Genomic DNA, 13064 nt, shown 5'->3' on the forward strand with positions numbered 1-13064 from the left:
TTCATTTTCAGGATAAGTCAGCCCTTAATATCAGCATCAAGCAGCCATGAGCCGACAGAGCGAACGATAGGCTGATAGAATGCGGATGATGCAGATTAACCGGCTGTTTAGGACAAATCATGTTACTGCAGATATCCGAGCCTGGGCAGAGCCCTGACCCTCATCAGCGAAAGCTGGCTGTTGGTATTGATCTTGGAACAACCAACTCTTTAGTCGCTACTGTACGCAGTGGTAGCGCAGAAACTCTCCCCGATGCCGGCGGAGAGCATATCCTTCCTTCCGTTGTTCATTATGGCGCTGAATGCACCATGACTGGTGTTGAGGCTCGTCGCCTTGCCGCCGAAGATCCCCTGAATACCATTATTTCCGTAAAACGTTTTATGGGGCGTGGCGTTGACGATATTCAAGCACTGGGTGATGTACTGCCTTACCGTTTTACCCGCACAGATCAGGGTATGCCGTTTATTGAAACTGTTCAGGGTGAGAAAAGCCCTGTACAGGTTTCCGCAGAAATTCTGAAATCCCTGCGTCGCCGTGCAGAAGAAACTCTGGGTGGTGACCTTCTCGGCGCTGTTATTACCGTACCTGCTTACTTTGATGATGCTCAGCGTCAGGCTACAAAAGATGCTGCCCGTCTGGCGGGGCTGGAAGTTCTTCGCCTCCTGAATGAGCCAACGGCGGCAGCTGTCGCTTATGGTCTGGATCAGCAGGGCGAAGGAATTATTGCTGTTTATGATCTGGGCGGCGGTACTTTTGATATTTCTATCCTTCGCCTCCATCGTGGTGTTTTCGAGGTTTTGGCTACCGGTGGTGATACTGCGTTGGGTGGCGATGATTTTGACCAAACTGTTGCTGGTTGGATTCTAGAACAAGCTGGTTTAGAAATGACTGCTTTGACACCAGAGCAGCAGCGAAAGCTTCTTGATGCGGCCTGCGCTGCTAAAGAGTCTCTCACCAGTGCAGATTCTGTAGACATCAGTTTTGAAGGCTGGTCTGGAACAATTAGTCGTGAAACCTTCGATACTCTGGTCGACCCGCTGATTGACCGCACCCTCAAGAGTGTTAAGAAGTCCCTGCGAGATGCCAAGCTGAAAGCTGCAGATGTTCAGGAAGTGGTCATGGTAGGTGGTTCCACTCGTGTGCCTCGCGTGCGTGAGCGCGTTGCAGAACTGATTGGTAAACAACCAATGACGGGTATCGATCCGGACCGCGTTGTGGCTGTTGGTGCTGCATTGCAGGCGGACGTACTGGCAGGAAACAAGTCTTCTGATGACCTGCTGCTTCTGGATGTAATTCCTTTGTCTCTTGGTTTGGAAACCATGGGCGGATTGATGGAAAAGGTTATTCACCGGAACACGACTATCCCAGTGGCCAGAGCTCAGGAGTTTACCACCTTTAAAGATGGTCAAACGGCAATGGCTATTCATGTTCTTCAAGGTGAGCGGGAAGTGATTGATTCCAACCGTTCACTGGCACGCTTTGTCCTGAATGGTATTCCGCCAATGCCAGCTGGTATGGCTCGGATTCGGGTAACATTCCAGGTAGATGCTGATGGTTTGCTGAGTGTTGGCGCTACCGAGCAGTCTACTGGTGTGGCTGCCAGCATAGAGATTAAGCCTTCCTATGGTCTGTCTGAAGGGCAGATTACCGATATGTTGCAGTCTTCCTATACCCATGCGCAGGAAGATCGTGAGGCACGCAAGCTGTTAGAAGCCCGTGTTGAGGCTGAACGGATTTTTGAAGCGCTGGAAAGCGCACTGCGCAAGGATGGTGATATTCTTCTCAGTGCTGATGAGCGTACTCATCTGGAAGGCGAAGCTCGCCGACTGGCTGAGTCTACCAAAAGTACTGATGCTTCTTTTGTTGTAAAAGTAACGGAAGAGGTTGCAAAAGCCTCTGAAGGGTTTGCCGCCCGCCGTATGAATGAAGGTATACGTCGCTCACTGTCTGGACAGGCTGTAGAATATTTTGAGCCTGACGCCAGCGCTAACGACAGGCCGGAGGAGTAAAAATGTCTGAGAAAACCCGGGTTGTCTTTCTGCCCAATGAAGAACTTTGCCCAGAAGGGGCCGTGGTTGAAGTAGAACCCGGTACCACTATTCTGGATGCAGCTCTGTCCGAAGGGATAGTGATTGAGCACGCCTGTGAAAAGTCCTGTGCCTGCACGACCTGTCATGTCATTGTCCGCGAAGGGTTTGACTCGCTGGGCGAGTCTGACGAGTTGGAAGATGACATGCTGGATAAGGCCTGGGGTCTTGAGCCTGAATCCCGCCTTGGATGTCAGGCGGTAGTGGGTAGTGAAGAGCTGGTTGTAGAAGTTCCTCGTTATACCATTAACCAGGTGTCGGAGAAGCACTAATGAAATGGGCTGATATTCAGGATATTGCCATAGAGCTGACTGACGGAAAGCCGGATGTTGATCCCCGTTATGTGAATTTCGTCGATTTGCGCAACTGGGTCATGGAACTGGATGGTTTTGATGATGAGCCAGATCGCTGTGGCGAAAAGGTTCTGGAAGCCATTCAGGCAGCCTGGATAGAAGAAGCAGATTAAAGCCTTTCTAGTTGTCCATATTCAAACTCCAAAATCCGGACAAGTGTCCGGATTTTTGTTTTTGCGTTCTTAATCTACAGTTTTACCCATAAATATGGCCTATTTTCGTGATCGGGCGTACAATGCGCGCCCTTTCACAATGCTGGTCAGCGCACCTGTTTGCTGGTCGGCTTATGCCAGTCCCCCATGTAGTAGCCCTGTGCGGCAGGTGGTCCATGAAGTTTCCCGGCCAGCGGAAAATTAAACACTATTTTCCTGTAAATGCAGATAACCGCTTTGATCGCGAAAGTGTGACTTTCGGACATGTGAATACCTATGTCACAGGTATCGATCAGAATATTGTGGATGTCACTGCCCGGATAGATGACAGTGTGTTGCATGACTTCGGCCTGAAGAAAGGTGCTTCGCAGCTACTGTCTGATGATGCAGCTGCTCAAAGGCTGTATGCCTACCTGCTTGAAAATGAGCTGATAGAAGAGGAATTTGCCGGCGGTACCATCGGCAATACTCTGCACAATTACTCGGTTCTGGCAGACGATAGTTCTATTCAGTTCGGGGTGATGAGTGAAAATATTGTTATTGGTACCTCTGCTTATCGCTATCTCTGTAATACCAGCAGCAAAGTTGACCTGACTTACCTGCAACCTGTTCCCGGAGCGATTGGCCGGGCCTTTGCCCTGATTACTCCAGACGGTGAGCGCACATTTGGCATCAGTTCCGGTGCTATGAACCAGTTAAGTGCTGATTTTATTCCGGAAGAAAAGGTGGCTGGAAGTTCTGCTCTGTTGCTGTGTGCTTACACTTTGGCTAATCCGGATCTGCCTATCTACGGTGCCACGATAAAAGCGGCTCAGGTTGCCAAAGAAAATGGTGTACCCGTTATCCTGACTCTGGGCTCCCATCTTCTGGTAGAAGCACGTAAGAAAGAATTCAGAGAATTTATCACAGAGTACGTGAATGTAGCGGCTATGAATGAAGAAGAGGCTGCGGCTCTGACCGGATATGATGATCCCTTACTGGCCAACCAGGAGCTTCTGGATATGACCGATATGATTCTTCTGACCGCTGGTCCGGAAGGTTTGTATCTGAGTGGTTATGCAGATGAAGAAGTTCTGCGCCAAACCAGCAATCCGATTCGTTCTGGCTCGATCAGCGACTTTAATCGTTTTGAATTCAGTCGCCCTATGCTGCGCAAAGCCTGCCAGCATCCGGTAAAAGTTTACGCTCAGATTGATCCTTATATGGGCGGGCCAAAGCGAATCAGTAACACCAATGGCGCAGGTGATGGCGCATTGGCTGCCGTTGTTCACGACTTGGCTGCAAATGCGTTTCATGCCAAGGTGCTTCCTACCTCTGGCAAGCATACCCGTTCTTATCTGACTTATTCATCGTTTGCGCAGGTTTGCAAATACGCCAATCGGGTGAGTTATCAGGTTCTTGCCCAGAGTTCTCCACGTTTATCTCGTGGTTTGCCTGAGCGAGAGGACAGTCTTGAAGAGGCGTATTGGAGCCGTTAATTCAACGTTTGACGGTAAATCCGCATAGAGCTGAAAGAACTCAGTTCCTAGAATGTTGCAAATTTTTTATCACCCTGCCGTTTCGCTCCGGCAGGGTTTTTATCATCCAGACCATAAAATATCAGGAAACCGCCATGGCTGAAGGCGCATATCATCAGGAACTCCATATTTCCTGGGAAGAGTTTCACCGCGATACCCGTGAGTTGGCTGAGAAATTAAAAGATCGGGAATGGAAGGGCATGCTGGCCATCACCCGTGGTGGTCTTGGTCCTGCGACTGTTTTGTCCCGTGAGCTGGATATTACTCACGTGGATACAGTGTGCATTGCCAGCTATGACGATCAGGATCAGGGAGAGCTGCAACTGCTCAAGAGTATCTCTCTGGAAGATGGTGGTGACGGTTGGCTGGTTGTTGATGATCTGGTTGATACCGGAAAAACCATTCAATTGGTACGTGAAATGCTGCCACAGGCTCATGTAACCACCATTTATGCCAAGCCTGCTGGTTTGGATATGGCCGATACCTGGCTAAAGAAAGTGGATCAGGACTGCTGGGTATTCTTCCCCTGGGAGGAGTAGGTGGTAATCGGCTCTAGATAGGTGTTTGTCCTGATGTTTGCTCGCTAATGGGAGGGGCTTCGGTTAGAATCGCCCCGAATAAAAAATCAGCGGGTTCTGAGTTCCGTTACGATATTCAGAGCTTGCTGTAACAAGCAAATGTCAGGAGAAAGCAAATGGCCGTAGAGCGCACGTTATCCATTATCAAGCCGGATGCAGTTGCCAAGAACGTTATTGGTAAAATTTACAGCCGTTTTGAAAAAGCCGATCTTAAGATCGTTGCGGGTAAGATGCTGCACCTCTCTCAGGAGAAGGCTGAAGGTTTTTACGCAGAACATAAAGAACGTCCCTTCTTTGGTGATCTGGTGGCATTCATGACTTCTGGTCCAGTCGTTGTTTCTGTGCTGGAAGGTGAAAATGCCGTAGCTCTCCATCGTGAACTGATGGGTGCAACCAATCCTAAAGAAGCAGCAGAAGGTACTATCCGTGCCGATTTTGCTGAAACTATTGATGAAAATGCTGTTCACGGGTCTGATGCCCCTGAATCCGCAGCCCGGGAAGTGGCTTACTTCTTCGAGGACAGCGAAATCTGTCCACGTACTCGCTAATTCTTTGTGAAAACAAAGTAGCGAGTGCGGTTTGATACCGAGGTGATGAGATCGATGAGTGTTGAAAAAGTTAATCTACTGGGGCTGACGAAGGACAAGCTCGCCGCTTTCTTCAAGGAAATTGGTGAGAAGCCTTTTCGTGCCCAGCAGGTTATGAAGTGGATCCATCACTTCGGCGTCGAGGACTTCGACGCTATGACCAATGTCAGCAAGGCCCTGCGTGCCAAGCTGAAAGAAACGGCCGAAATCCGTGCCCCGGAAGTTGTTTCCTATAACATTTCCGAAGATGGTACCCGCAAGTGGGTAGTACGGGTTGCCAGTGGCAGCTGCGTAGAAACTGTTTATATTCCAGAGGGTAAGCGCGGAACACTGTGCGTGTCTTCCCAGGCCGGTTGTGCCCTGGATTGCAGTTTTTGTTCTACCGGAAAGCAGGGTTTTAACTCTGATCTGACTGTTGCAGAGATAATCGGTCAGGTATGGATGGCGGTGAAATCCTTTGGATTTCCTTCCTCCAGTGAGGAGCGTTCCGTTACTAATGTTGTGATGATGGGTATGGGTGAGCCCCTGCTCAACTTCGAAAATGTGATGGACTCCATGGAGCTGATGATGGATGACTTTGGTTATGGTCTGTCCAAGCGCCGGGTAACTTTGAGTACCTCTGGTGTGGTTCCAAATTTACGTAAAATGATTGGCCGTACCGATGTGTCTCTGGCTGTATCTCTGCATGCGCCTAACGACGAACTGCGAAATGTTCTGGTACCAATCAACAAGAAATACAACCTGAAAGAGTTGCTGGCCGCCATTCATGAATATATGGCCAGTCTTCCGGATACATCCCGGGTTGTAACCATTGAATACACCTTGATGGCTGGTGTGAATGACCAGCCTGAGCATGCTAAGCAGATGATCCGCCTGCTGAAGGATGTACCCTGCAAGATTAACCTGATACCCTTCAATCCATTCCCCCATTCGGGATATGAGCGTCCCAGCAATAATGCGATTCGACGTTTCCAGGTTGCGTTGATGGATGCCGGCTTTAACACTACAGTTCGTAAGACACGTGGTGATGACATAGATGCAGCTTGTGGACAACTGGTTGGATCGGTCATGGATAAAACCCGTCGCAGCGCCCGTTATGAGGCTATGCGTCAGGAAGCCGCCCAGCAACCGGAAGCTGTGAGAGTCATAGACAGAGCTTCCTGAAAATAGCATGGATAGACCCATACATTACTTGTTGAAGGTTCTTGCTTTTGGCGCAGTGCTGGCTGTATCCGGGTGCGTGAGCACTTTGCCGGATGAGAAGCCCGCGCGTGATCCTGTGGTGTATGAGCAGAAAAACCTGGAGATTGCCTTTGGCTTTCTCCAGCAGGGCTATCCTGCCCGTGCTATTGGGCGACTTGAAGAAATTCTGAAAGTTAACAGCAACTCCTCACGGGCTTACGGCATGTTGGGTGTCGTTTATCAGGCTCAAGGCGAATATGACTTGGCTGCCAAGAATTTCTCACGCTCCCTCAGTATTGATTCTTCAGCCTCGGATGTGCGGAATAACTATGGGGTACTGCTTTATGAAACAGGCAAGTACACCCAGGCTCGCACTCAGTTTGAAAAAGTTACAGAAGACGTTTATTACCAGCAGCGAAGCCGGGCTTTTGAAAACTTGGGCTTTGTTGCACTGAAAATGAGTGATTCGGAGCAGGCGAAAAAGCAGTTTGAGCGAGCTTTGCGCCTTGACCGAAATCTTCCGAAAGCCAGCCTTGAAATGACTGATCTTCTCATTGAAAGCGGCAACTATGTAGAAGCAGAGCGCTTTTTTGAAAACTATCAGCGGTTGAGTGGTAGTCGACCTGAAGCGCGTGGTTTATGGCTGGGAATTAAGCTGGCCCGGGTTTTCAAAAATTATGAACAGTTGGATGAATACGCGGACCAGCTGACTCGTTTCTACCCGGGATCACAGGAATATCGCAATTATCAGGCTTCATTGCGGAATGACTGAAGAAAATCTATCACAATCAGAAGGCTCTGAAGATAACTTTCAGAGAGCAGGGCAAGTGCTGGCTGAGGCCAGAAAAGACAAAGGGCTGAGTCTGGAAGACGTTTCAGCTCGTTTGAAAATTTCCCTTCCTTACCTCCGTGCTCTGGAAAGCTGTGAATATGACCAGCTGCCAGGCACAGCATTTATTCGGGGTTATCTGCGCAGTTACGCCCGCCTGATGGAGCTGGACGAAGCTCATATATTGGGGCTTTATGGCGAAACAGTGCAGGCTGATGAACAGGTTGCCCGATTGCTTCAGGAAAAACCTCTCGACAATCATGGCTTCCCCGGCGGCAGGTGGCTGGCCATCGTTTCACTGCTGTTGTTGATCGCTTTTGTTGCGGGCAGTGTGTTCTGGTGGAACAAGCAGGCAGAACTTGATGTAACGGAGCCTGCCAGCACCCTTACAGCTCCTGTGCAGGAGATTACAGAAGCAGAGGAGTCAGTTGAAACTGTGTCTCCAGCAGTTTTGGAAACCAGTGTTCAGGAAAAAGATACCTTGGAGCCAGAACCTCAGGTCGTTGAAGAGCCAGAGGTTCTGGCTGTTGTAGATATAGAGCCTGCAGTTATTGACGAGCCTGCCTTAGAAGTACTTCCTGTTGAGCCTCCAGAACCAGTAGTGATTGCCGAGAAAAATCAGCCTGTAGAAGAGCCTCTGGTTGCCACTGGGGAAAATGTACTGTTGGTTCGCTTTAGTGATGAATGCTGGGTCGAAGTTCGTGATGCTGATGGCAATGTTCTTTTTTCTGACCTGAAACCCGCTAACAGTGAACTAACATTGACTGCTGATGGTCCCCTGAATATCAAATTTGGCAATGTTGACTCTGTAGCCGAGGTTGTCTTTAAGGGGAAGCCTGTTACACAGGATATACCGGCTTCCAGTCGTGGCATTGGTCGTCTGACGCTTGGCTAAAGCATCCGACCCTAAAATTTTTTTGAGTAACAAATAAGGACAGTACGTTGGCGAAACAGCTGCAAGCCATTCGCGGCATGAATGACATTCTCCCTGAGCAAACCCCAACCTGGGGCTGGCTGGAAGAGCGTGTTCGCCATACCCTGGCTCAATACGGCTACCGTGAAATGCGAGTGCCGATTGTTGAATTTACCAGCCTTTTTGCCCGTGGCATTGGTGAGAACACCGATGTTGTGGAAAAAGAGATGTATACCTTTGAGGATCGTGGCGGCGATAGCCTGACACTGCGCCCTGAAGCGACTGCCTGCTGTGTACGTGCAGGTATTCAGAATGGCCTGTTCCACAATCAGCAGCAGCGGATCTGGACTTCAGGCCCAATGTTCCGTTACGAGCGCCCACAGAAAGGTCGCTATCGCCAGTTTCATCAGGTGAGTGTCGAAACTTTCGGTATGGATGGTCCGGACATTGATGCTGAGCTGATTCTGCTGACCTGGTCTCTGTGGAAAAAACTGGGTCTGAATAAGCACGTGACTCTGGAGCTGAATACTCTGGGTGATCTTGAGTCCCGCAAGAAGTACCGTGAAGCCCTGATTGCTTATCTGGAGCAGCACAAAGACAGTCTGGATGAAGACAGCAAGCGCCGCATGTATGCTAATCCTCTGCGGGTTCTGGACAGCAAGGACAGAGGCACACAGTCTGTTCTCGGCGATGCTCCCAAGCTGCATGATTACATGGACGATGAGTCACGTGAGCACTTTGAAAAGTTGTGCGCCATCCTTGATGATGCCGGGGTAAAGTATATTGTTAACCAGCGCCTGGTTCGGGGGCTGGATTACTACAACCGAACCGTGTTTGAATGGATCACTTCCGCTCTGGGTTCCCAGGGAACTGTTTGTGGTGGTGGCCGCTACGACGGTCTGGTTGAACAGTTAGGCGGAAAGCCGGTCAAAGCCTGTGGATTTGCCATGGGAATTGAGCGCCTGATCCTGCTTCTGGAAACCTGTAACCTGGTGCCGGAAGAGGTGAACAAAACAGTTGATGCTGCGCTGGTTACATTTGGCGATGTGGGCACTTATGGCATGGTACTGGCGGAGCGTCTCCGTGAAGCCTGCCCAAATCTGCGTCTTCAGGTGAGCTGTGGCGGCGGCAGTGTGAAAAGCCAGATGAAGCGTGCCGACAAATCCGGCGCAGCTATCGCTCTGGTGATTGGTGAAGATGAAAAACAAAATGGTACAGTGACAGTGAAATTCCTGCGGGAAGACAAACCTCAGCTGACCTGTACCTTTGACGAACTGGTCGCCCGCGAGGAGCTGGCGGGTTAAGAAGTCCGAAGATAGTGTCTGCGGATTTCAGTAACGGATACTGATAGAAAGAACTCGGGAGTTTAGAGTGGATAGTTTGCGTACCGAAGAGGAACAGGTCGCGGCCCTCAAGCAGTTCTGGAAGGATTATGGTTCTGCCATCCTTTTGGGCGTTCTGTTGTCTCTGGGGGCAGTGTACGGCTGGAAAGCCTGGAAGACGAATCAGCTGGAAAAAGCACAGCTGTCTTCCGGTATTTATCAGGAAATTCTGGATTTGTCCCTGCGTCAGGCCGGTCAGTCACTGACCGACGATCAGCAGGCCTCTTTCGATAACCTGATGGATACTCTTCAGGCGGATTACGGCGATACTGTTTACATGCAGCTGTCTGCTCTGCTTAAAGCTGGTAAAGCTGTTCAGGCTGATGATTTGAACACAGCTCGCGATCAGCTGGAGTGGGTGCTGTTACAAAACCCTGGCCCTGAAATTGCGATTATTTCCCGCATGCGCCTGGCCCGGGTTCTGCTGTCTCAGTCTGGCGGCGATATTAAAGCCAATGCTGAGGAAGCTCTGGTGCTGTTAAACCAGATTGACCAGCCGGGTTCTTTCAAAGCATCCTATGAAGATGTTAGAGGTGATGTGCTGCTGGCGCTGGGGCGCCGCGATGAAGCTCGTGAGGCTTATCAGCGATCGATCGATGTAGCTACTGAATTTGGCGAACAACGTCCACTGGTCTCACTCAAGCTGGATGACCTGACCAAAGCTAAGGGAATATAACTAGTCATGCTGAACCCTGTCGCCCGGAACAAAAAAACTTTCGTATCAGCTGTTATCGGAATGGCTCTGCTGGGGCTCGCCGGTTGTAGCAGTGATGGTGAAGAGGCTGTAGAGCCTAACCCACTTCCTGACTTTAAGCAGGAGGTGAAGGTTAATACAGTCTGGGACAAAGGTGTTGGTAGTGGTCAGAAAGATTCCTGGCTGCATCTGACTCCTGTTGTTTCCGGAGACAGGATTTTTGCTGCCAGTGCATCTGGCCAGATAACAGCTCTGGACCGTGCAACAGGCAAAGAGAAGTGGGAAGTTGATCTTGATACCCGCATTACCGGTGGTGTTGGTGCTGGTGAAGGTCTGGTTCTGGCTGGTACTCGTGACGGGCAGGTTATTGCTCTGAGCGAAAGCGATGGCAAGCAGCTTTGGAAGGCACCAGTTACCAGTGAAGTTCTTTCCGCTCCTCAGGTCGAGCGTGGTGTGGTTGTTGTTCAGGCTATTGATGCCAAGCTGATTGGTCTTGACGCCAAAGACGGCAAGAAATTATGGCAGCAGGAAGTTCTGCAGCCGGTTCTGACTTTGCGTGGCACTTCAACTCCTCGAATCAGTGACGGTGTTGTTTACGCTGGTTTCTCTAATGGTGAAGCCAGAGCTTATCGCCTTGATACTGGTATCCAATTGTGGGATGCCAAGGTATCCGTACCTCGCGGTTCTTCCGAGCTCGAAAGAATGGTTGATGTTGATGCCGAACCACTGATCAGTGGTGATCGTCTCTACATGGTTAGCTACCAGGGTAATGTTGTTGGGTTGGATCGCGACGGTGGTCGTGTACTCTGGGCCCGTGAAGCTTCCAGCTATGAAAGCATGACTGAAGGCTTTGGTAATCTTTATCTGAGCGATGCGGGCAGTGTGGTTTCTGCTGTTGACCAGCGTACCGGTTCTATTGTCTGGAGTCAGAAAGATTTTGCCAATCGCAGCCTTTCAGGCCCTGCCGCACTGGGTAGTTATGTTGTAGCTGGTGACTTTGAAGGTTACCTGCACGTGATTTCTCAGGTGGATGGTCGTATTGTTGGCCGCACCAAAGTAGATTCTTCTGGTATTCGTTCCCGTCCAGTGGTTGTTGATGACATGATTTATGTCTACACCAATGACGGCGATCTGGCGGCTTTGACTATCAAATAAGTCGCCAACAAACAGTTTGTACGCAGGCTTGCCTGCGAAGTTTAAGTCAAGGACGGCTGCCGTAAGGCGGCCGTTTCCTGTTTTCTGCCCGCGGGCTTGGTTTGTCCTGCGGCCTGATTTTTGGATAGATATAGAATGCTTCCCGTCATTGCCCTGGTAGGGCGACCCAACGTTGGCAAGTCAACGCTTTTTAATCAGCTGACCCGCAGTCGGGATGCGCTGGTGGCCGACTACTCTGGCTTGACCCGTGACCGTAAATACGGTGAAGGTCGTCTGGGTGAGCGTGAATACATTGTTATTGATACCGGTGGTATCAGTGGTGATGAAGAGGGTATTGATTCTCATATGGCGGAACAGTCCCTGGCCGCTATCGAAGAAGCTGATATGGTTCTGTTCCTGGTAGATGCTCGTGCCGGGATGACAGCGGCTGATGAGATGATTGCTGACCATTTGCGCCGCAGCCAGAAAAAGGCCTGGCTGGTTCTGAACAAAACTGATGGTATTGATGCTGACAGCGCAGCCGCTGAATTTTACAGCATGGGTATGGGGCAACCTCTTCCTATTGCCGCCGCTCACAGTAAAGGCGTACGCCAACTTGTTGATCTGCTTATGGAAGAATTTCCTGAAGTAGAAGAGGAGTTCGACCAAGAACCTGAAGAGGCCGGCATCAAGATGGCTATCGTCGGCCGTCCCAATGTTGGTAAGTCTACGCTTGTTAACCGGATGCTGGGTGAAGACCGGGTTGTTGTTTATGATCAGGCCGGTACAACCCGGGACAGTATTTACATTCCCTACGAGCGTCTGGAGCAGCGTTACACTCTGATTGATACAGCAGGTGTACGTCGTCGTGGCAAGGTTCACGAAACAGTAGAAAAGTTCTCTGTTATTAAAACCCTGCAGGCCATGGAAGACTCCAATGTGGTAATTCTGGTTCTGGATGCCCGTGAAGGCATTGTTGAACAGGATCTTCATCTGCTGGGTTTTGTGCTCGACAGCGGTCGTTCACTGGTTATTGCTGTAAACAAGTGGGATGGCATGAGCAGCGATGAACGTGAAGATGTTAAGCGAGAGCTGGAGCGTCGTCTTGGCTTTGTGAATTTTGCCAATATTCACTTTATCTCTGCAATGCACGGTACCAATGTCGGTCACCTGTATGAGTCTGTGGAAGAGGCCTACGAATCAGCAATGGGGCGTTGGTCGTCTAACCAGCTGACCCGCATTCTGGAAGATGCTGTTGCTAGTCACCAGCCGCCAATGGTTCGTGGGCATCGTATCAAACTGCGTTATTGCCATATGGGCGGGAACAACCCTCCTGTTCTTGTTGTGCACGGTAATCAGGTGGATTCTGTTCCAGCCTCTTATGCTCGTTACTTGGAAAACACTTTCCGTACAGTATTGAAGCTGATGGGCACCCCTCTGAAGATCGAATTTAAGGGCAGCGATAACCCTTATGCTGATCGCCAGAAGCCTGTGAAAGCGCAAAACGCCAAGCGTCGCCAGCTGGATAAGCGTGAGCAGAAAATGAAGCGTCGTGGTGACGAGATGCAGGCAAGAAACCCAAAGAAAAAGATTAAGCAGGCTGGTCCAAATAAAAACAAATTGAAAAACAAAGCTCGTACTATTTAATAGTTTTTA

At 50.0% G+C, this 13064-nt stretch carries 13 protein-coding genes; all 13 read left to right on the plus strand.

The features are described from left to right. Positions 1 to 119 precede the first annotated feature (119 nt). Positions 120 to 2009 carry a Fe-S protein assembly chaperone HscA gene (gene hscA / locus ACY2RR_RS08235; protein ID WP_490107662.1) on the plus strand — a complete coding sequence of 630 codons (1890 nt, stop codon included), beginning with the start codon at positions 120 to 122 and terminating at the stop codon, positions 2007 to 2009. Positions 2010 to 2011: 2 nt separating this feature from the next. Further along, positions 2012 to 2359, plus strand: coding sequence for an ISC system 2Fe-2S type ferredoxin (gene fdx / locus ACY2RR_RS08240; RefSeq protein ID WP_490107663.1), 348 nt, complete (start codon positions 2012 to 2014; stop codon positions 2357 to 2359). Then, positions 2359 to 2553, plus strand: a complete 195-nt coding sequence (gene iscX, locus ACY2RR_RS08245; RefSeq protein ID WP_490107664.1) for a Fe-S cluster assembly protein IscX — start codon at positions 2359 to 2361, stop codon at positions 2551 to 2553. Before fdx ends, iscX begins: the two co-directional genes overlap by 1 nt. A gap of 215 nt (positions 2554 to 2768) precedes the next feature. After that, positions 2769 to 4070: an inosine/guanosine kinase gene (locus tag ACY2RR_RS08250; RefSeq protein ID WP_490107665.1), complete on the plus strand. Its 1302-nt coding sequence runs from the start codon at positions 2769 to 2771 to the stop codon at positions 4068 to 4070. 134 nt (positions 4071 to 4204) lie between these two features. After that, positions 4205 to 4648, plus strand: a complete 444-nt coding sequence (gene gpt, locus ACY2RR_RS08255; RefSeq protein ID WP_490107666.1) for a xanthine phosphoribosyltransferase — start codon at positions 4205 to 4207, stop codon at positions 4646 to 4648. A gap of 155 nt (positions 4649 to 4803) precedes the next feature. Beyond that, positions 4804 to 5235, plus strand: a complete 432-nt coding sequence (gene ndk / locus ACY2RR_RS08260) for a nucleoside-diphosphate kinase (protein WP_490107667.1) — start codon at positions 4804 to 4806, stop codon at positions 5233 to 5235. 54 nt (positions 5236 to 5289) lie between these two features. Further along, positions 5290 to 6438 (plus strand): dual-specificity RNA methyltransferase RlmN, encoded by a 1149-nt coding sequence (gene rlmN / locus ACY2RR_RS08265; protein WP_490107668.1) that lies wholly within the window; start codon positions 5290 to 5292, stop codon positions 6436 to 6438. A gap of 7 nt (positions 6439 to 6445) precedes the next feature. Beyond that, positions 6446 to 7228, plus strand: coding sequence for a type IV pilus biogenesis/stability protein PilW (gene pilW / locus ACY2RR_RS08270; RefSeq protein ID WP_490107669.1), 783 nt, complete (start codon positions 6446 to 6448; stop codon positions 7226 to 7228). Beyond that, positions 7221 to 8180, plus strand: a complete 960-nt coding sequence (locus ACY2RR_RS08275; protein ID WP_490107670.1) for a RodZ domain-containing protein — start codon at positions 7221 to 7223, stop codon at positions 8178 to 8180. Before pilW ends, ACY2RR_RS08275 begins: the two co-directional genes overlap by 8 nt. A 47-nt stretch (positions 8181 to 8227) precedes the next feature. Then, positions 8228 to 9502 (plus strand): histidine--tRNA ligase, encoded by a 1275-nt coding sequence (hisS, locus tag ACY2RR_RS08280; protein ID WP_490107671.1) that lies wholly within the window; start codon positions 8228 to 8230, stop codon positions 9500 to 9502. Positions 9503 to 9569: 67 nt separating this feature from the next. Beyond that, a complete protein-coding gene (locus tag ACY2RR_RS08285) occupies positions 9570 to 10256 on the plus strand; it encodes a YfgM family protein (protein ID WP_490107672.1) in 687 nt (228 codons plus the stop codon). Positions 10257 to 10262: 6 nt separating this feature from the next. After that, the gene (bamB, locus tag ACY2RR_RS08290; protein WP_490107673.1) at positions 10263 to 11429 is read left to right on the plus strand and encodes an outer membrane protein assembly factor BamB; all 1167 of its coding nucleotides are present in this window, start codon (positions 10263 to 10265) and stop codon (positions 11427 to 11429) included. A gap of 135 nt (positions 11430 to 11564) precedes the next feature. Then, positions 11565 to 13055: a ribosome biogenesis GTPase Der gene (gene der / locus ACY2RR_RS08295; RefSeq protein ID WP_490107674.1), complete on the plus strand. Its 1491-nt coding sequence runs from the start codon at positions 11565 to 11567 to the stop codon at positions 13053 to 13055. The last annotated feature ends 9 nt before the right edge of the window (positions 13056 to 13064 follow it).

It is taken from the genome of Parendozoicomonas sp. 2304DJ65-17, from assembly GCF_058148445.1.

Bases quoted from the DNA above. Each gene is read 5' to 3' on its own strand.
- hscA (WP_490107662.1), top strand. From the start codon at position 120: ATGTTACTGCAGATATCCGAGCCTGGGCAGAGCCCTGACCCTCATCAG.
- fdx (WP_490107663.1), top strand. From the start codon at position 2,012: ATGTCTGAGAAAACCCGGGTTGTCTTTCTGCCCAATGAAGAACTTTGC.
- iscX (WP_490107664.1), top strand. From the start codon at position 2,359: ATGAAATGGGCTGATATTCAGGATATTGCCATAGAGCTGACTGACGGA.
- ACY2RR_RS08250 (WP_490107665.1), top strand. From the start codon at position 2,769: ATGAAGTTTCCCGGCCAGCGGAAAATTAAACACTATTTTCCTGTAAAT.
- gpt (WP_490107666.1), top strand. From the start codon at position 4,205: ATGGCTGAAGGCGCATATCATCAGGAACTCCATATTTCCTGGGAAGAG.
- ndk (WP_490107667.1), top strand. From the start codon at position 4,804: ATGGCCGTAGAGCGCACGTTATCCATTATCAAGCCGGATGCAGTTGCC.
- rlmN (WP_490107668.1), top strand. From the start codon at position 5,290: ATGAGTGTTGAAAAAGTTAATCTACTGGGGCTGACGAAGGACAAGCTC.
- pilW (WP_490107669.1), top strand. From the start codon at position 6,446: ATGGATAGACCCATACATTACTTGTTGAAGGTTCTTGCTTTTGGCGCA.
- ACY2RR_RS08275 (WP_490107670.1), top strand. From the start codon at position 7,221: ATGACTGAAGAAAATCTATCACAATCAGAAGGCTCTGAAGATAACTTT.
- bamB (WP_490107673.1), top strand. From the start codon at position 10,263: ATGCTGAACCCTGTCGCCCGGAACAAAAAAACTTTCGTATCAGCTGTT.
- der (WP_490107674.1), top strand. From the start codon at position 11,565: ATGCTTCCCGTCATTGCCCTGGTAGGGCGACCCAACGTTGGCAAGTCA.